Raw genomic sequence first — 17,435 nt, 5'->3', positions numbered from 1 at the left:
CAGCCAACTCCTCGAATCCGGGTCTGGGGCGCAGCCGCGGCGCCGCGAACGCGCGGTTTGCCGGCGATGTTGAGGAGTTAGCTGCGGGTCACAGCTGGCGCTGGCGGGCGTGGACGACCTCGAGAAGGTCGACGAACAGCGGATGCTGGGGTGTCAGGCCCGTGATCCGAGTCACGGCGGCGGCGGCATCCGTATCGCGAAGCAGCTGCTGCAGCTCCTGGGACTGCGGGTCGTCGGGGTCGTCGAACTCTAAGGCAGCACCGACAGCCGCGAGCAGTCCCGACACCGACATCCCCCGCTCCGCGGCCTCAGCGGCAGGGCCGATGAATCGCTCGTGCCGCGACAGCTTGCGCAGCGGCTGGCGCCCGACCCGACCGACGGTGTCGGGCAGCGCAGGGTTCTGGAATCGCCGCAGGATCGTCGCCCGATAGTCGGCGAGCTCTTCGACGGGCAGTTCGTGCTTGGCCGTCAGAAGCGCCGAGGTCTCTTCGAGGGCCGCGATCACCTGACCTGCGATCGCTGGGTCGGCGAGAGTCTGCGCGATCGTCACGTGCCCGGCGCGAGCGCCGAGGTACGCGGCTGCGGCGTGCCCGGTGTTGACGGTGAAGAGCTTGCGCTCGATGTAGGGCGCGAGGTCGTCGACGAAGTGGGCGCCGGGAATCTGCGGCGGGTCGTCGCCGAACGGCGGCCGCTCGATGGCCCATTCGAAGAAGGGCTCAACGGTGACATCCACCCCGGCACCCTCAGGCTGCGCCGGCACGATTCGGTCGACGGCGGTGTTCGCGAAGACGGCCCGGGCCTGGAGGTCAGTCCAGCTCTCCCCCGCGGCTGCGGCGACCTCATCCCGCAGCAGGTCGGTTGCGTTGATGGCATTCTCACACGCCATCACGTGGAGCGCCGCCTGCGCGGCCCCCCGGGCGGCGAGCCCTGCGGCGATGTGCGGGGCGACGAATCGAAGGACAGTCGGACCCACAGCGGTCGTTACCACGTCGGCCGTCGCGATCTCAGCCACGAGAGCATCGGGGTCGGTGGCGGAGTTGATCGCCCGAAACCCCGTCACCGTCTTGTCGACACCACCCTCGCCGACCTCGTGGACGGTATACGACGATGCCGCGTTGATCGCATCGACCAGGGGCGCCGCGACATCCGAGAACACAAGCTCGTAGCCGCCCTCGTGGAGGAGCAGCCCGACGAAGCCGCGTCCGATGTTGCCCGCGCCGAAGTGGACGGCCTTCATGACTGCCTCCTCCTCAGACGCCGGCGGCGGAGACGATGGCGAACAGGTCGTCGCTTGTCGCGGCAGCCTTCAGCCTTGCGACGTCATCCTCGTCGGAGAACAGGATCGCGATCTGCGACAGGATCTCGAGGTGCTCATCGCCGACACCGGCGATACCGACGACGAAGGTCACGGTTTCGCCGTCCCAGTCGACGCCGCCGTCGTACCTGACGACGGACAGGGCCGACGCGAGGATGGCGTCCTTGGCGTCGTTCGTGCCGTGCGGGATCGCAAGCTCATTGCCCATGTAGGTCGAGACCGTCTGCTCGCGGGCAAGCATCGCGTCGTAATACGCCGAGGTCACTGCTCCGGCAGCGACCAGAAGATCTGCCGCCTCCCGGATCGCTTCGTCCCGCGTTGCCGAGCCCGCATGAATCCGCACGCGGTCGCTCGTGAGAACCTCACTGGTCATAATGAAACCTTCCTCCCCGGAAAATTGCCGTCTCGTCGCATACGGGTGACGAGACGAAGGACGAGGGTGCGGGGCGGCCTGCGCCGCCCCGCACCGACTCATCGGTTATGCACCATCCTGGTGCTGGTCGCGGACCAGCTCCACAACCTCGTCGTACTTCGGCGAGTTCATGAAGTTGTCGACCGACACATGTACGGCATCCGGAGTCTTCTGCCGGGCCCGGTCGGTGAGCTGGTTCTGCGTGATCACCAGGTCGGCGGAAGCATCCAGATTCGCGATCGCCTTGTTGGTGACCGTGACATCGGTGATCCCCGCCTTCGTGATCTTGTTGCGCAGCACGCTCGCGCCCATTGCAGATGACCCCATACCCGCGTCGCACGCGAACACGATGTTCGAGATCTGCTTGGTTTCGAGACGTCCGCCGCTGGCGAGACCCCCCGTTGCCCGAGCGGTCTCTGCCTCGTCGTACGCCTCGTCGGCGTCGCCTGCGGCGCGGGCGTCAGCACCAGCGCTGGCGCGAAGACCAGCGAGCGCAGCCGACTCCTTGCCCTTGTTGGCCTCGGTCTGTGCGATGGCGGCGCTGAGGTCGCCGCCGAGCCCCGCTTCGAGGTCGCGCTTACGGCTTGCGCGCAGCATGATCCCTGCGAGCAGGAACGTCACTGTGGCAGCAAGAATCACCGAGAGATAGACCACCAGAAGGTTTCCGACTCCCGGACCGATCGCGGCAAAGGTGACGGCGATGATGCTTCCCGGAGCGGCTGGGAATGCCAACCCTCCCTGCAGAAGCATGTTGGTCGCGACTCCAGTCGCGCCACCCGCGATGAGCGCGAGGATCGTGATCGGCTTCGACAGCGCGTACGGGAAGTAGATCTCGTGAATGCCGCCGAAGAACTGGATGATGATCGCGCCGGGAGCCGAAGCCTTGGCCGCGCCGACACCGAAGAAGGTAAACGCCAGGAGGAGTCCGAGACCGGGTCCGGGGTTTGCCTCGATGAGGAACAGAATCGACTTGCCGGTCTCGGCTGCCTGCTCGATCCCCAGCGGCGTGAAGACACCGTGGTTGATGGCATTGTTCAGGAACAGCACCTTCGCCGGTTCGACGATGATCGACACGAGCGGCAGCAGGTTCACCGAGACGAGCCAACCGACCGCGCCACCAAGGACTGCGCTGACGCCGAGCATGACGGGGCCGAACACGAAGAACCCGACGATCGCGAGGATCATTCCGAGGATGCCGGCGGAGAAGTTGTTGACCAGCATCTCGAAGCCGGGCTTGATCTTGCCGTCCCAGATCCGGTCCATCCACTTGGTCATGAGAGCAGCGAACGGGCCCATGATCATGGCACCGAGGAACATCGGGATGTTGGTGCCGACGATGACACCCATGGTCGCGATCGTCGCGACCACACCACCGCGCTCGCCGTAGACCATGCGACCACCAGTGTTGGCGATCAGAAGCGGCAGCAGGTAGACAATCATCGGGCCGACGAGGCCGACATACGAGAAGAAGTTCCCGCCGTCACCTTCGGCCAGCTGCACCATTGCGCCCTGCCAACCGATGAGAGCCTCATCGCCGCCGGAGCCGATGATGTCTGAGACGGGGTACCAGTGCCAGCCGAAGGGGCTGTCGGGGCCGAAGAAGCCCGACGGGATGAAGAGCATCGTAATGAAGCCCCAGGCGATGAATGCCGCGATGTTCGGCATGATCATGCCCGAGAGGAAAGTGCCGAATCGCTGGACGGCGACGCGTGCCCGCCCAGGATCCTTCGCCGTTCCAGGCGACGTCGTTGTCATTGCGTTCTCTCTTTCTGTGAGTCGGAGGCTGCGTGTGCAGCCTCCCGTGCGGTTGCCGCGTCAGTTGCGGCCAGCGCGGCCTCAGCGATGCGCCGGGCATCGTCGAGGGAGTAGGTGAGCAGGGTCGCGCGCACGTCGGCGAGCGCGGTGGGTGCCATCGAGAGCGAGGTGGCTCCGAGCCCGACGAGCACGACAGCCAGCAGCGGGTCGGCTGCCGCTTCGCCGCAGATGCCGACGGGCTTGCCCGTCCGCGCGCCGGCTGCGCCGACCTCGCGAATGAGGCGGAGGACCGCCGGATGCCACGGATCCTGGTACCCCGCGACCGAACCGAGGAGGCGATCGGCGGCGAGGGTGTACTGCGTGAGGTCATTCGTCCCGATGGACGCGAAGTCCGCGTGCGCGAAGATGTGCTCGGCAAGGAGGGCCGAGGAGGGCACCTCGACCATGACCCCCGCGGTGCGGATACCGTACTCTCGCGCGATCGCCGTGAAGTATTCGGCCTCGTCCACGGTGGACACCATCGGCGCCATGACCCAGAGGTCAGCACCCGACCCCGCCTTGCGGGTCTGCTCGTCCGCCTCGGCGAGCGCAGTGAGCTGTTCGCGCAGGATGTCCTCGCTGGCCCGCAGCGCCCGAAGGCCACGGAGGCCCAGCGCCGGGTTCTCTTCGTGCGCATCGTTGAGGAAAGGCAGCGGCTTGTCGGCGCCGGCATCCAGCACCCGCACCACAACCTTCTTGCCGGCGAACGCGGCGAGGAGTTCCGCGTACGAGGCGCGCTGCTGCTCGACAGTGGGCGCCGAACTCGCGGAGAGGAACAGGAACTCGGTGCGGAACAAGCCAACGCCTTCGGCCCCGAGTGCCACGGCTTCGGCAGCTCCGGCGGGGTTGCCGAGGTTCGCCAACAGCGGCACCGCTGTCCCGTCGGCGAGAGCGCCGTCGGTGATCGGGGCACCCGCGGCGGCTGCTCGTGCGTTCGCCCGGTTCTCGGCCCGGGTGAGCTCATCGTCGGAGGGCTCGGTCGTCACGGCGCCTGCGGCGGCATCCACGATCACGGTCTCGTCGTCGGCCAGCTCTGCAGCGCCTGCAACGCCCACGACCGCGACGATGCCCTTCTCACGCGCGAGAATCGCGGTGTGCGAGGTCGGGCCACCCTCCGTGGTGACCAGCGCCAAGACCTGATCGAGGTCGAGCAGGGCGGTGTCGGCCGGCGCGAGGTCTTTGGCGACAAGAACGAACGGATGCCCCGGGTCGGGCACTCCCGGTGCGGCAACACCCTGCAGCCGAGCGATCACGCGCTGGGCGACATCGTCGAGGTCAGCGGCGCGCTCACCGAGGTAGCCGCCGACCGCCTCCAGCTGAGCACGGAACGACGCAAACGCCTCGTGCACGGCACGCTCGGCGGTCTTGCCCTGCGCGAGCGACGCATCTACCTCGTTGGTGAGCGTCGGGTCTTCGGCCATCATGGCCTGCGCCTCGAGCACCTCCTGAGCTGCTCCCCCGGCCTGCTCGCCACGCTTCTCGAGCTCGCGCGCGACGGCGGCCAGGGCCTCCTGCACCCGCGCGCGCTCCTCGTCGGCCCCGATGGCGCTCGGGTTGTCATCAGGTGCCGGCAGGGGTGCCGCCATCCGCGCGACCGGCCCGTGGGCGACGCCCAGGCCGATGCCGACTCCTCGCAATTGCGCCATGATCAGGCGGCGTCGTGGTCGGTGGTGAGCAGTTCGCTCAGGGTGTCCAGCGCCGCCTCCGCGCCCTCGCCATCCGCGGTGAGGGTCACATAGTCACCGTGTTCGACACCGAGCGAGATCACGCCGAGGATGCTCGCCGCGTTCACCGGAGCCCCGGCATCCTTGGCGATCGTGATCGGGATGCCGGCGTCCTTCGCGGCCTGGGCGAACAGCTTCGCGGGCCTGGCGTGCAGGCCGTGCGACGAGCCGATGCGGACCGTGCGGGTGATCTCAGACATGGTTCCCTCCCTGGAACTGGCTATTCGGTGACGGATGCGGCGCGAGCCGCGGTGGCAAGCTGAAGAATCCGCGAACCGTCGCGATCCTCGAAAGCATCGGGCGGAAGGAGCACCGCGATCGACTCGTGTGCGCTGGCCACCGTGCGGATCCGCTGAAACTCGGACTCGAGATGAGGACCAACAAGCACGATGTCGACGGGCTCGGTGATACCCGCGAGAGTGTCCTCGGTACCCGCAGCGACCTCGACGTGAACGCCACTGGCCGCGGCTGCGCTTCGCAACCGCTGTGCGACGAATGTGCTGGACGCTCCTGCGCCGCAGATCACCAGGATCCTCATCGACCCGCCTCCTTCGAAATCGATTCTTGTGAGAACGCTGAGAGGCGACAACCAGTCCTTTTTCCGCGGGGGCGGAAGAGCGTTTCCGCCGGCGTAGCCCTGCGCGCGCGCTCGGCGTGGTTGACTGACACGGTCGAGGACGCGCCCGGTGCGACCTCGCGCGAGGAGTTCGGTGACACGACCACGACAGGATCGGATGTTGAGCCTGCTCGTCCGCGAGGGCGAGTGGGTCACCGCCGCGACCCTCGCTGACGCCCTGGGGGTCACGCCGCGCAGCATCCGTTCGTATGTCACCGCTGTCAACGCGCGCGTGCCCTCCGGCGCCGCTATCGAGTCGGGTCCGTCGGGGTATCGTGCCGGGATCGACGCCGCAGCAGCGCTCCGGGCGTCGGCGGCAGCTGACGCCGGCACACCACGGGACCGGCTTCACACGCTCGTCCGAGCGCTGCTGAACGACCCCGAGGGTATCGACGTGTTCGAGACCGCCGACGCGCTCCACGTCAGTCCTGCAACGCTCGAAGCGGACCTCGGTCGGGTCCGTAGCCTCCTGGGAGGCACCGGCATCACCCTTGAGCGCTCGGCCTCGACAGCTCGCCTGCGCGGCGCCGAGGTCGCGCAGCGCCGCCTGCTGAGCTCCCTCGCTCACGACGAGATGGAAGCGGGCGCGTTCGACTTCGACGCGCTGCGCCGCTCCCTGGGCGGATCTTCCATGGGCGCCAACGTCTTCGGGCCGTTCAAGCCCGCACTGGTTGCTCGGATGGGCGAGCTCGGCTACTACGTCAACGAGTTCGGCATCGCGGATGTGCTGATGCACATCGCCATCACAGCCGACCGGGCATCCCAGGGCCGCTCACTAGAGGGGACCACCGGCTCACCGATCTCCGAGGATCGTCGTGCGGTCGCCGAGGTTCTCGACGCCCTGGTGCGCGAGCACATCGGGGTCGATCTGGGGCACGGAGACCTCGACCATCTGGCGATCCTCGTCCTGACGCGGGTCGTCGCTCCGGGCGCTGCAGCACCGAGCGAGCGAGCGCGGGAAAACCTGGATCCTCAGCTCGAACAGGTAGTTCGCGAGATCGTCCAGGACGCGGCATCCGAGTTTCTCGTCGACATCGCGCACGAAGACTTCGTCGTGCGCCTCTCCCTTCACGTGCAGAACCTCCGGCAGCGTGCCGCGGCTCAGGCCTGGTCGCGAAACCCCCTCACCCGGTCGCTGAAGACGAGCTACCCGATGGTGTTCGAGGTCGCTGTCTTCATCGCGGGGCAACTCCACGAACGGCTCGGCATCCCGCTACTCGATGATGAAATCGCCTACATCGCCATGCACGTGGGCGGACGGCTCGAGCGCAGCCGCCGCAGCGAGCAGCTGCTCACCGCGACAATTGTCTGCCCTGGGTACTACGAACTGCATGAGCTGCTTCGGTCGAGCGTCGATCGCTCTCTCGGCCGCGCGATCGAGGTCGTCGGTGTCGACACGCGCGCGGATCCCGACTGGGAGGCGATCCACACCGACCTGGTGCTTTCGACGATCGAACCGCCCACACCGTCGGACCGAATCGTCAGGGTGCAGCCGTTCCTCACCGAGAGCGACGTCGATCGCGTTCAAGCGACTGCGAGCCGCATCCGCCGCGGGCGACGCCTGGCGCGACTGCGCGCAGACCTCGCACGGTACTTCGTCGCGGGCGCGTTCAGTCGTGAGCTGGCGGCAGCCGGCAGCGAGGAAGAAGCCATCAGGCTGCTCGGCGCACCCCTCGTCGCAGAAGGCGTCATCGACCAGGACTACATCGAGCGCGCGATCCACCGTGAACAGCTCTCGTCGACAGCGTTCACCGATGCCCTTGCCGTTCCCCACGCCATCGGGATGACGGCAACTCGCACGGCGATCTCTGTCGGGGTCTCGGAGAGCTCGATCGCCTGGGGCGATTCCCGCGTCCAGGTGGTCGCACTGGTGGCGTTTTCGGAATCAGACCGCGCCGCATTCCAGACCGTCTTCGAGCAGTTTGTCGAAGTGTTCTCCGAGCGCGAGAGCGTGCAGCGCATCGTACGCCGAGCGACCGACCTCGCGGGGTTCCTCGACGAGTTGGCGGCAGTCATCGACGGCTGATTCCGCCGCGGCTTACTAGGCTCAGAGGGTGGATGCCGACCCTGCCCCGCCCCGCGACGCCGACGCTCCCGCGCAGCGCGCATCATCGGCTGGATCGCGGCAAGTCTCGGCATCCTGCTGATCGTCGCCGTCATCGGGATCGTCATCTACTCGCAGGTCGGCGTCATGGCGGCAGAGCCCGAGCCGCTCGCCGCGGTGAAGGCCGATCCGGCGATCGCGATCACCGATGATTCGGCAGCCATCGTGCTCGCGCCCGTCGAGGGTGAGACCGGCGATGGACTGGTGTTCATCCCCGGCGCGAAGGTCGACCCGTGGGCGTATGCCGCGAAGCTTTCGGGCATCGTCGAGTCGGGCACGACAGTAGTGATCACAAAGCCGTGGTTGAATCTGGCGTTTTTCGATCTGAGGCCGCTGGACGCGTTCACGAGCCTTGCCCCGGATGTCGACACCTGGGCCGTCGGCGGTCACTCACTCGGCGGGGTTCGCGCGTGCCAGCTCACCGAGAGTGCCCAGGCCCTGATCCTGTTCGCGTCCTACTGCGCGAACGACCTCAGCACGTCGGGGCTTCCGGTGCTCAGCCTCGCCGGAGAACTCGACGGCCTGTCCACGCCCGAGAAGATCGCGAATGCCCGCCCGCTGCTCCCGGCGGGTGCCGACATGGTCGAGATCGCGGGCGCCGCGCACTCATCGTTCGGCGACTACGGCCCCCAGCCGGGCGACGGCACACCGACCATCTCGGATGCCGACATGACCGAGACCCTCACCTCCGAGGTCGACCGTATCTTGCAGACGCAGGTCGCGGGCAGCTGACGCCCCCTCGGACCGGGAGCCACTTCGTCGACGGCTCCTACGGCGATTGTGGCTAACTCCTCACATCCGGCGCGCCTGCGGCACATCATGTCCGCTCGCGCCCTGATCTGACGGCGATCTTGAGGAGTTAGCAACGGCCGACCGTCGAGCGGCGCATCCACCCACCGACCGCCACGGCCGCAGCGAACTCCTCCTATTCGCCGCGCCGTGGGCCGGTTCGACCGCGCAGCACCGGCCGCGGCCGTCAGTTTTGAGGAGTTAGCAACACTCGGCGGACAGGCGCCGCGGCGAGAACCGATCCTCCCCACCTCGCCTCTCAGCTCCGGTCTCCCCAGCCATCACATCCGTCGGCCACCCTCCCCCGCACGACGGTTGACTGCCGTCATGCCGAACGCTGCGAGCGCGACATCCCCAGCCCTCCGCCATCGGATACTCGAGACCTCGGACCTCCGCGCGCACGGCCTGTCGGAACGGCGCATCAGGTTGTTGGTCGATTCCGGGCAGCTGCTTCGCGTGCGGCGCGGCAAGTACCTCGCCGTCGATGTACCACCGTGCCTCTCCGAAGCGGCACGCCTCGGAGGCCGGCTGGACTGCGTCTCTCTGCTCCGCGAGGCAGGCGTCTTCGTCGCATCCGACCCGCCGCTCCACGTCCAGCTCGACAATGGCGCGAGCCGGCTGCCCGCGCGCCCGCACCACGTCGTCGCACACTGGCGCGCCACTGGAGCTCATCGCTGTTCCCCCATCGCGCCCTGGGTTGAGGCCCTCGCGCAGGCCTGCCGGTGCCAGGACCCGCGGTCCGCGATCGCGACGCTCGACAGCGCATGGCATCGGGGACTTGTCGACGAAGCAGAACTGCGGGAGGTATTTACTCGTCTTCCGCTGCGTTACCGAGCACTCCACGGGCTCCTCGATCGACGGGCGGAGTCCGGCACCGAAACGCTCATGCGGCTCATCCTCCGCACGCTCGGATGCGACATCCGTGTGCAGCAGAGCGTTCCCGGGGTGGGGCGGGTCGACTTCATCGTCGATGGTTGGCTGATCATCGAATGCGACAGTGAAGCGCACCACTCGGGCTGGGACGCTGCTAAGCGCGACCGGCGCCGCGATATGACGGCCGCGGCTCTCGGATACACGACGATCCGACCGATCGCGGAAGACATCCTGCATCACCGAGATGAGCTGACGACGACGCTTCGCGCGATCATCGAGCGCGGTGATCCGGTTCGTGCTCGTCGTCGCTAACTCAGCAAAGCTGACCGGATTCTGCGGGCTCGCGAGATCCGCGGATGCCTGAATGGCTGGTTTTGAGGAGTTAGCTGCGCCGATGGCCATCGCCGCCCGTCCGCATCCAGCGCCGGCAGGACCGGCGGCGCCCCCGCCAACGCTCACGCTGTCGCTAACTCCGCAGAACCGCGCGGAATGCCGCCACCCGGCCCCTTACCGACCGTCGATGCGGCCAAACCTGAGGAGTTAGCGACTCCGTGGCCCGACTTAGCGGTCGAAACCCTCGCCGATGAGTTCGATGAGTTCCTCGCGCTCCTCGACGGGCAGGAAGGCGCCTGCCGCGGCGTTGAGCTGGAAGACTTCGAGGTCATCGAGGTCGTACTCGAAAGCGTCAGCGAGCAGGGCGAGTTCGCGGGTCAGCGATGTCCGGCTCATCGTGCGGTTGTCGACATTGACCGTCACCGAGAAACCCAGCTGGTAGAGCAGGTCGAAGGGGTGATCGGCGAGCTCCTCGCCCCACTTTTCGATCGCTCCGGTCTGCAGGTTGGAGCTCGGCGAGAGCTCGAGTGGGATCTCGCGGTCGCGCACCCACCGAGCAAGGTCGCCGAACTGCACCAGCACCTCGTCGCCCGCCCGCGAGACGACATCGAGGTCTTCCGCGATGCGCACCCCGTGGCCCAGGCGCAGTGCCCGCCCATCGAGCAGAGCCGAGCGAATCGAGTCCAGGCCGGCAGCCTCACCCGCGTGGACCGTGACCGGGAAGAACTCGCTGGCGAGGTAGTCGAAGGCCTCACGGTGGCGCGCGGGGAGGAATCCGTCTTCGGGGCCGGCGATGTCGAACCCGACGGCGCCGCGCTCACGCCACTGAACGGCCAGCCGCGCGATCTCCAGGGACCGGTCGGTGTGGCGCATCGCGGTGATCAGCTGCCCGACACGGATGTCGTGACCTGCCTGCTCTGCGGCATCCTCACCCTCTTCGATGCCGTCCTGCACGGCCTCGACGGCCTCCTCGAGCGACAGCCCGCCCGACAGATGCTGCTCGGGAGCCCACCGCACCTCGCCGTAGATGACACCATCGGCTGCGAGATCCTCGACGAATTCCCGAGCGACGCGGGTGAGTCCCTCGCGGGTCTGCATGACCCCGACGGTGAGATCGAACGTCTTCAGGTACTCGACGAGCGAACCCGAATCGGAGCGCTCGGCGATCCAGTCGGCAAGATCATCGGCCGTGTCCTCGGGAACATCGAGCCCGATCTCGTCGGCAAGCTCGAGGATCGTCGCCGGCCGCACACCGCCGTCGAGGTGGTCGTGCAGCGACACCTTGGGGAGCTTGCGGATCGACATCCCCTGCAAGACGTGGTCACCGTGCTGATCGATCGACATGAGGGCTCCTGAGTGTGGGGATGGCGGGCGCGGGGAAGAACGAAGGATGCTCAGGCGGTGATGCGCTCAAGGACGATGGGTGTGCGCGAGAGCTCGGCGTCACCAATCTCCCACGCGTTCTCGAGCGCGTCCAGTGCACGAGGGAAGCGCGCCGCATCCTGCGCCGAGAGTGTGAACAGCGGGGCGCCGGCGGCCACCGCTTCGCCCGGCTTTGCGTGCAGATCAATGCCCGCCGCGTGGACCACGGGGTCCTCGGCACGCGCCCGACCGGCCCCCAGACGCCACGCGGCGACACCGAACGGCAGGGCCTCCATGCGGGTCACGATCCCAGCGCGAGGTGCGGTCACCGTGTGGGTCTCGCGCGGGGCGGGAAGCTCGGCATCCGGGTCCCCGCCCTGGGCGAGGATCATCGCGCGCCACGAGTCCATGGCGCGTCCATCGGCGAGCGCCGCCTCGACGTCAGCATCCGGCTGGCCCGCCAATGCGAGCATTTCTCGGGCCAGAGCGAGGGTGAGTTCCACGACGTCGGCAGGTCCGCCGCCTGCGAGCACCTCGACGGATTCCCTGACCTCGTTCGCATTGCCGATCGCAAGGCCGAGCGGCGTGTCCATGTTGGTCAGCAGCGCTGTCGTGGCCACCCCGGAGTCAGTGCCCAGCGCCACCATCGTGCGTGCGAGTTCGCGAGCACGATCCACGTCGCGCATGAACGCACCTGAGCCGAACTTCACATCCAGCACGAGCGAGTCAGTGCCCTCGGCGATCTTCTTCGACATGATGCTCGAGGCGATGAGGGGGATGGCCTCGACGGTGCCAGTGACATCGCGCAGCGCATAGAGCTTCTTGTCGGCAGGAGCAAGGCCGGATCCGGCTGCGCAGATCACGGCACCCACGTCCCGCAGCTGCGCCGTCATCTCCTCGTTCGAGAGCGCCGCGCGCCAGCCCGGGATGGACTCGAGCTTGTCGAGAGTTCCGCCGGTGTGCCCGAGGCCTCGCCCCGACAGCTGCGGCACGGCGACGCCGAAGGATGCCACCAGTGGCGCGAGCGGCAGCGTGATCTTGTCTCCCACCCCGCCCGTCGAGTGCTTATCGACAGTCGGCTTACCGAGCCCCGCGAAGCTCATGCGCTCCCCCGACGCGATCATCGCATCGGTCATCACCCGGATCTCGTTGCGCTGCATCCCGTTGAGCAGGGTTGCCATCGCGAACGCGGCCATCTGCGCATCAGCAACATATCCGCGGGTATAGGCATCGACCATCCAGCGCAGCTCCAACTCAGGAACGGCTCCCCCGTCACGCTTGATACGGATGACGTCAACGGCGTCGAACGGCTCGATCGGCGCCTCGCTCATGCGCGTGCCTCCTCGAGGTCACGGGGCCCGAAGGCATCCGGCAACACCTCATCGATCGTGCGGATACCGGAGACGGTGTGCAGCAGCATGCCAGGCGCGGAGTGCTCGTAGAGGAGCTGTCGACACCGACCGCACGGCATGATGATCTCCTCCGCACCGTTGACGCACACGAAGGCAGTCAGCCTGCCGCCGCCGCTCATGTGCAGTGCCGAGACGAGTCCGCATTCAGCGCACAGTCCGACACCGTACGAAGCGTTCTCGACGTTGCAGCCCGAGACGGTCCTGCCGTCATCGACGAGCGCTGCCGCTCCGACCGAGTAGTTCGAGTACGGGGCGTAGGCGCGGCGCATGGCCGAGATTGCCTCGGTGCGCAGCCTGTCCCAATCGATGTCTGTCATGCGGGTCCTCCCGGCTCACGCAGGTCTCAGCGCCCCCACTGGTGGCGAGGGCGCTGATCCCGTTATTCCTTGATGTAGGGCTTTCCGTCGGCGGCGGGCGCCCGCGAGCGTCCGACGACACCGGCGACGACGAAGATCGTGACGACGTACGGCAACATGAGCATGAACTCGCTCGGCACCGGGGAACCGACGATGCTCAGGGTGTTCTGCAGGCTCGACGCGAACCCGAACAGCAACGCCGCGAGGGTCGCCTTGATCGGGTCCCACTGGCCGAAGATCACGGCTGCGAGCGCGATGAAGCCCGCTCCTGCCGTCATCTCCTTGTTGAAGGCGATGCCGTTGCCGATCGTGAACACGGTGCCGCCCAGGCCCGCGATGGCGCCGGCGAGCAACACGTTCCAGAACCGGGTCGCGTTGACCTTGATGCCGACGGTGTCAGCGGCCTGCGGGTGCTCGCCGACGGCGCGCAGGCGCAGGCCCCAGCGGGTGTGGAACATGCCGACGTAGACCGCCGCCACGGCGATGTACATGAGGTAAACGATGATCGTCTGGTTGAACAGCACCGGGCCGATGACCGGGATGTCGGCAAGGAACGGAATCGGCATCCGGTCGAACCGCGGCGGACTGTTGAGCGTCGCACCGTTGGGCTGCAGGACCTGCGAGTACAGGAAGCTCGTCAGGCCGATCACGAGCACGTTCAGGACGACACCGACGATGACCTGCTCGACGAGGTACTTGATGGCGAACGCGGCGAGGATGAAGGCGACGAGCATGCCCGCGACCATGGCTGCAAGAAGCCCGAGGAGAGGCTGGCGGGTTGCCGAGGCGACGACCGCTGCCGTGAACGCGCCAGCCAGCAGCTGACCCTCGATCGCGATGTTCACGACACCGGCACGCTCGCCGATCACGCCGCCCAGCGCGCCGTAGATGAGCGGAACGGCAAGTCCGAGAGACCCCGCGAGGAGCCCCGCCACGGGAATGGCAGCGCCCGCTGCGGCCCAGGTCAGGAAGCCGACGACGATCGCAAGGATGTACACGATCACGATCCACAGCGGCGAACGCGCGTACGCACGGACGAAGAACACGGATGCGACAGTCAGCAGCACGAGCAGGACGACACAGATCCAGGCCGTCGCCATGACGGGCACAACGAGCTCGGGAAGCTGAATCGCATCGGTGGGCGTGGACAGCCGGAAAGTCGTCGCTCCCTCCCGCGGCGCGGCCAGCAGCAGGATGGCGAAGAGCGCGGTGAAGATCGTGAGAGCGATCGGAACCTTCCAGCTGCGGATCTTTTCCGGCTGGGCGGTTGCCAGGGGGGCGATGGGTACGGTCCCTTCGCCCGTGGGGGATGCAGTCGTGCTCACGCGGCACCCCCTTCAGTGCGGGCTTGCGCTTTCAGCTGCTTCTGCCGTGCCTTCTCGCGCTTGCGGCGGTCGCGCTCGGGCGAGGGCAGGAAGAAGATCGTACGCACCAGCGGCGGCGCCGCAATGAACAGCACGATGAGCGCCTGGACGACAGTGACGATCTCGACCGGAATCTGCTCGGCGGCTTGCATCGAGTACCCGCCGGCCTTGAAAGCGCCGAACAGGATGCCGGCCGCGAACGTTCCCCAGGGAGTGGAACGTCCCAGCAGCGCAACCGTGATGGCGTCGAATCCGATGCCTGCGTCGATGTCGGCCGAGAAGCCGGTCGTCACGGTTCCCAGCACCTGGTTGACACCGGCGAGACCGATGAGCGCACCGGAGATCAGCATGCCGTAGACATACATGCTCGAAACCTTGATACCGGCCACCCGCGCCGCGTTGGGATTCTCACCCACGGCGCGGAACTGGAAGCCGAGGCTCGAGCGCGACAGGATCCACCACACCAGCACCGTCGCACCGATCACGAGGATGAAGCCGAAGTGCAGGTTGTAGGAGGGACCGAGAAGGTCGGGGAACACCGCGGTGTCTTTCATCGCTGGCGTCTTGGGGTTGCTTGATCCCGGGGCCTGCAGCAGGCCAGGGGTACGCAGCATCCACGAGATCAGGTAGAACGCGATGTAGTTGAGCATGATCGTCACGATCACCTCGTGCGCACCGGTGCGCGCCTTCAGCAGGCCGGCGATCCCGGCCCACAAGGCGCCGGCGATGAGGCCCGCGATGAGGGCGACGATCATGTGGATGCCCCAGGGCAGGTCGAGCGAGAAGGCCACCCACCCCGCGGCGGCCGAGGCCATCAGCATCTGGCCGCGACCACCGATGTTGAACATGCCGATGCGGAAAGCGAGAGCGACACCGAGCCCCGCCGCGATCAGCGGGGTCGCGAAGGTGAGCGTCTCGGTGATGGGCTTGATGGCTCGCTCGAAGCTCGGCGCGTCGAAGTTGTAGATCGCCCCCTGGAACAGGGCGACGTAGGCGCCGCTCACGGCATCCCACACTGCCGCGATGGTGTCCATCGGGCGTGCGAAGAAGTATGCGGATGCCGCCTGCACGTCTTCATCGGTGAAGGCGATCATGATCCCACCGACGATCAGGGCCAGGAACACCGCCAGCACCGAAATGATCGCGTTTCCCTGCGTGATGCGACGGAACGTCTCGTGCCACTTGCCGGGGGGTGGGACCTCCGCGGAGCCGGGCTTCGAGCTACGCGTGGACTCTGATGCCGTCGTGCTCATGCGGCAGCTCCTTCCGTGCTCGGGGTCTCGCCGGCCATCATGAGACCGAGAACCTCACGCGGAGTGTCTCCGGGAACGATGCCGACGATGCGTCCGCGATACATCACCATGATCCGGTCCGCGAGAGCGACGACCTCATCGAGTTCGGTGGACACGACGACAACGGGGATGCCCGCGTCGCGGGTCTGAACGACGCGCTTGTGGATGAACTCGATAGATCCGACATCGACACCCCGCGTCGGTTGCGCGGCAACCAGAAGCGACAGTTCACGGCTGAGCTCACGGGCCAAGACGACCTTCTGCTGATTACCACCCGAGAGGGTACCGACGGGCGTATCGACGCTCTGCGCGCGAACGTCGAACTCCTCGAACTTCTCCTGAGCGAAAGCCGCCAGCGCCGCGCGTTGCACGGTGCCCGCCTTCACAAAGGGAGCCCCGTGGGCGCGGTCGAGCATGAGATTCTCAGCGATCGTGAAGGGGCCGACGAGACCATCTTCCTTGCGGTCCTCGGGGACGAACCCGACACCGGCGTCGAGGATGCCTCGCACGCTGCGGCCGATGAGCTCGGTTCCGTTCAGCGTGGCCGAACCGCGGACGATCCCTTGGAGCCCGACCAGCGCCTCGGTGAGCTCGGTTTGCCCGTTGCCCTGTACACCGGCGATGGCCAGAATCTCACCGCCACGCACCTCGAAGCTGACGTCGTCGACGATCGGGTGGCCGGTGGGGTCGAGCACCGACAGCCTCGAGACAACGAGAGCAGAATCGCGCAGCTGCGGCGGGTCCTTATGAACCGTGAGTTCGACGGCGCGACCGACCATCATGGACGCGAGCTCAGCGTTCGACGATTCGGGCGACGCTTCGCCGACGACCTTGCCGAGCCGGATGACGGTGATGCGATCAGCCACCTCGCGGACTTCGCGAAGCTTGTGGGTGATGAAGACGATGGATGCGCCCGATTCCTTGAGCTGACGCATGATGGCCATAAGCTCGTCGGTCTCCTGCGGGGTGAGCACCGCCGTCGGTTCATCGAAGACGAGCACCTTGGCGTCACGGGAGAGGGCCTTGATGATCTCAACGCGCTGCTGCACTCCGACGGGCAATTCTTCGACAAGAGCGTCGGGGTCGACGTCGAACCCGAACCGCTCGGAAATCTCCCTGACCCGCTGCCTCGCTGCATTGAGGTCGAGAAACCCGCCGGCCTTCGTGGACTCGTGGCCGAGCATCACGTTCTCGGCGACCGTGAACACCGGAATCAGCATGAAGTGCTGGTGCACCATGCCGATTCCCGCGCGCATGGCGTCGCCGGGTCCGTGGAAATTCTGGACGTGATCGTCGAGGAGGATCGTGCCCTCGTCGGCCTGGTAGAGGCCGTACAGGACGTTCATCAGCGTTGACTTGCCGGCGCCGTTCTCACCGAGGAGACAGTGAATCTCTCCGGGTTCGACCACGAGATCGATGTGGTCGTTTGCGACGAGGCTGCCGAACCGCTTGGTGATCCCGCGGAGTTCGAGCTTCATGATGCCGATCCTAGGAGACAGGCCGGGCCGACGCACCGAATTGCGTGGCCGACGTGTGGGCGGTGAAGGGCGATAACGACAGCGGCGGGGGGGGGGGGCCCCCCCCCCCCCCCCCCCCGCGGGTTTTAATCCCCCCGGGGCAGCGCGGCGCCGGGTGGGTGCGGCGAAGAGGGCCCCGGCGGTGAGCTGGGCGAGATGCGGCCCGGGGGGG

At 67.1% G+C, this 17,435-nt stretch carries 15 protein-coding genes; 3 read left to right on the top strand and 12 right to left on the bottom strand.

From position 1 onward, the window contains the following. Window positions 1-88: 88 nt before the first annotated feature. The 6 genes from LL236_RS04120 to LL236_RS04095 all read right to left on the bottom strand — a co-directional run bounded on the left by LL236_RS04120 (window position 89) and on the right by LL236_RS04095 (window position 5,783). On the bottom strand, window positions 89-1,237 hold the full coding sequence (locus tag LL236_RS04120) for a mannitol-1-phosphate 5-dehydrogenase (RefSeq protein ID WP_228177533.1): 1,149 nt from the start codon (window positions 1,235-1,237) through the stop codon (window positions 89-91). 13 nt (window positions 1,238-1,250) lie between these two features. Continuing rightward, window positions 1,251-1,688, bottom strand: coding sequence for a PTS sugar transporter subunit IIA (locus LL236_RS04115; RefSeq protein ID WP_228177532.1), 438 nt, complete (start codon window positions 1,686-1,688; stop codon window positions 1,251-1,253). Window positions 1,689-1,793: 105 nt separating this feature from the next. Beyond that, a complete protein-coding gene (locus tag LL236_RS04110) occupies window positions 1,794-3,482 on the bottom strand; it encodes a PTS mannitol transporter subunit IICB (RefSeq protein ID WP_228177531.1) in 1,689 nt (562 codons plus the stop codon). Beyond that, on the bottom strand, window positions 3,479-5,167 hold the full coding sequence (gene ptsP, locus LL236_RS04105; protein WP_228177530.1) for a phosphoenolpyruvate--protein phosphotransferase: 1,689 nt from the start codon (window positions 5,165-5,167) through the stop codon (window positions 3,479-3,481). Before ptsP ends, LL236_RS04110 begins: the two co-directional genes overlap by 4 nt. Before the next feature lie 2 nt (window positions 5,168-5,169). Beyond that, window positions 5,170-5,445: an HPr family phosphocarrier protein gene (locus LL236_RS04100; protein WP_228177529.1), complete on the bottom strand. Its 276-nt coding sequence runs from the start codon at window positions 5,443-5,445 to the stop codon at window positions 5,170-5,172. A gap of 20 nt (window positions 5,446-5,465) precedes the next feature. Further along, window positions 5,466-5,783 carry a PTS sugar transporter subunit IIB gene (locus LL236_RS04095; RefSeq protein WP_228177528.1) on the bottom strand — a complete coding sequence of 106 codons (318 nt, stop codon included), beginning with the start codon at window positions 5,781-5,783 and terminating at the stop codon, window positions 5,466-5,468. Between the two features lie 196 nt (window positions 5,784-5,979). Here LL236_RS04095 and LL236_RS04090 point away from each other — a divergent pair, with 196 nt between their 5' ends. From LL236_RS04090 to LL236_RS04080, 3 genes are all read left to right on the top strand, one after another. Next, complete coding sequence (locus LL236_RS04090) at window positions 5,980-7,887, top strand: BglG family transcription antiterminator (protein WP_228177817.1); 1,908 nt, start codon at window positions 5,980-5,982, stop codon at window positions 7,885-7,887. Window positions 7,888-8,052: 165 nt separating this feature from the next. Then, a complete protein-coding gene (locus LL236_RS04085) occupies window positions 8,053-8,697 on the top strand; it encodes an alpha/beta hydrolase (RefSeq protein ID WP_228177527.1) in 645 nt (214 codons plus the stop codon). A gap of 384 nt (window positions 8,698-9,081) precedes the next feature. Continuing rightward, entirely contained in the window at window positions 9,082-9,939 is an 858-nt protein-coding gene (locus tag LL236_RS04080) for a type IV toxin-antitoxin system AbiEi family antitoxin domain-containing protein (protein ID WP_228177526.1), read from the top strand. Window positions 9,940-10,188: 249 nt separating this feature from the next. On the opposite strand, the gene LL236_RS04075 is transcribed toward LL236_RS04080, so the two are convergent. From LL236_RS04075 to LL236_RS04050, 6 genes are all read right to left on the bottom strand, one after another. Further along, the gene (locus LL236_RS04075) at window positions 10,189-11,304 is read right to left on the bottom strand and encodes an adenosine deaminase (protein WP_228177525.1); all 1,116 of its coding nucleotides are present in this window, start codon (window positions 11,302-11,304) and stop codon (window positions 10,189-10,191) included. A gap of 50 nt (window positions 11,305-11,354) precedes the next feature. Then, window positions 11,355-12,653 (bottom strand): thymidine phosphorylase, encoded by a 1,299-nt coding sequence (locus LL236_RS04070; protein ID WP_228177524.1) that lies wholly within the window; start codon window positions 12,651-12,653, stop codon window positions 11,355-11,357. Next, window positions 12,650-13,051 (bottom strand): cytidine deaminase, encoded by a 402-nt coding sequence (locus tag LL236_RS04065; RefSeq protein WP_228177523.1) that lies wholly within the window; start codon window positions 13,049-13,051, stop codon window positions 12,650-12,652. The genes LL236_RS04070 and LL236_RS04065 overlap by 4 nt, the downstream gene beginning before the upstream one ends. 62 nt (window positions 13,052-13,113) lie before the next feature. After that, on the bottom strand, window positions 13,114-14,415 hold the full coding sequence (locus LL236_RS04060; RefSeq protein WP_374198003.1) for an ABC transporter permease: 1,302 nt from the start codon (window positions 14,413-14,415) through the stop codon (window positions 13,114-13,116). Then, window positions 14,412-15,707 (bottom strand): ABC transporter permease, encoded by a 1,296-nt coding sequence (locus LL236_RS04055; protein WP_228177522.1) that lies wholly within the window; start codon window positions 15,705-15,707, stop codon window positions 14,412-14,414. Before LL236_RS04055 ends, LL236_RS04060 begins: the two co-directional genes overlap by 4 nt. After that, entirely contained in the window at window positions 15,704-17,224 is a 1,521-nt protein-coding gene (locus LL236_RS04050) for an ABC transporter ATP-binding protein (RefSeq protein ID WP_228177521.1), read from the bottom strand. Before LL236_RS04050 ends, LL236_RS04055 begins: the two co-directional genes overlap by 4 nt. Window positions 17,225-17,435: the final 211 nt, after the last annotated feature.

The organism is Microbacterium schleiferi (genome assembly GCF_020781975.1).
Classification (GTDB): Bacteria; Actinomycetota; Actinomycetes; order Actinomycetales; family Microbacteriaceae; genus Microbacterium.
Note: the sequence above shows the minus strand (reverse complement) of the source record. Positions and strands in the feature narration are given on the sequence as shown.

Coding starts and splice junctions, on each gene's coding strand:
- LL236_RS04120 (WP_228177533.1), bottom strand. CDS start 1,237: ATGAAGGCCGTCCACTTCGGCGCGGGCAACATCGGACGCGGCTTCGTC.
- LL236_RS04115 (WP_228177532.1), bottom strand. CDS start 1,688: ATGACCAGTGAGGTTCTCACGAGCGACCGCGTGCGGATTCATGCGGGC.
- LL236_RS04110 (WP_228177531.1), bottom strand. CDS start 3,482: ATGACAACGACGTCGCCTGGAACGGCGAAGGATCCTGGGCGGGCACGC.
- ptsP (WP_228177530.1), bottom strand. CDS start 5,167: ATGGCGCAATTGCGAGGAGTCGGCATCGGCCTGGGCGTCGCCCACGGG.
- LL236_RS04100 (WP_228177529.1), bottom strand. CDS start 5,445: ATGTCTGAGATCACCCGCACGGTCCGCATCGGCTCGTCGCACGGCCTG.
- LL236_RS04095 (WP_228177528.1), bottom strand. CDS start 5,783: ATGAGGATCCTGGTGATCTGCGGCGCAGGAGCGTCCAGCACATTCGTC.
- LL236_RS04090 (WP_228177817.1), top strand. CDS start 5,980: ATGTTGAGCCTGCTCGTCCGCGAGGGCGAGTGGGTCACCGCCGCGACC.
- LL236_RS04085 (WP_228177527.1), top strand. CDS start 8,053: ATGGCGGCAGAGCCCGAGCCGCTCGCCGCGGTGAAGGCCGATCCGGCG.
- LL236_RS04080 (WP_228177526.1), top strand. CDS start 9,082: ATGCCGAACGCTGCGAGCGCGACATCCCCAGCCCTCCGCCATCGGATA.
- LL236_RS04075 (WP_228177525.1), bottom strand. CDS start 11,304: ATGTCGATCGATCAGCACGGTGACCACGTCTTGCAGGGGATGTCGATC.
- LL236_RS04070 (WP_228177524.1), bottom strand. CDS start 12,653: ATGAGCGAGGCGCCGATCGAGCCGTTCGACGCCGTTGACGTCATCCGT.
- LL236_RS04065 (WP_228177523.1), bottom strand. CDS start 13,051: ATGACAGACATCGATTGGGACAGGCTGCGCACCGAGGCAATCTCGGCC.
- LL236_RS04055 (WP_228177522.1), bottom strand. CDS start 15,707: ATGAGCACGACGGCATCAGAGTCCACGCGTAGCTCGAAGCCCGGCTCC.
- LL236_RS04050 (WP_228177521.1), bottom strand. CDS start 17,224: ATGAAGCTCGAACTCCGCGGGATCACCAAGCGGTTCGGCAGCCTCGTC.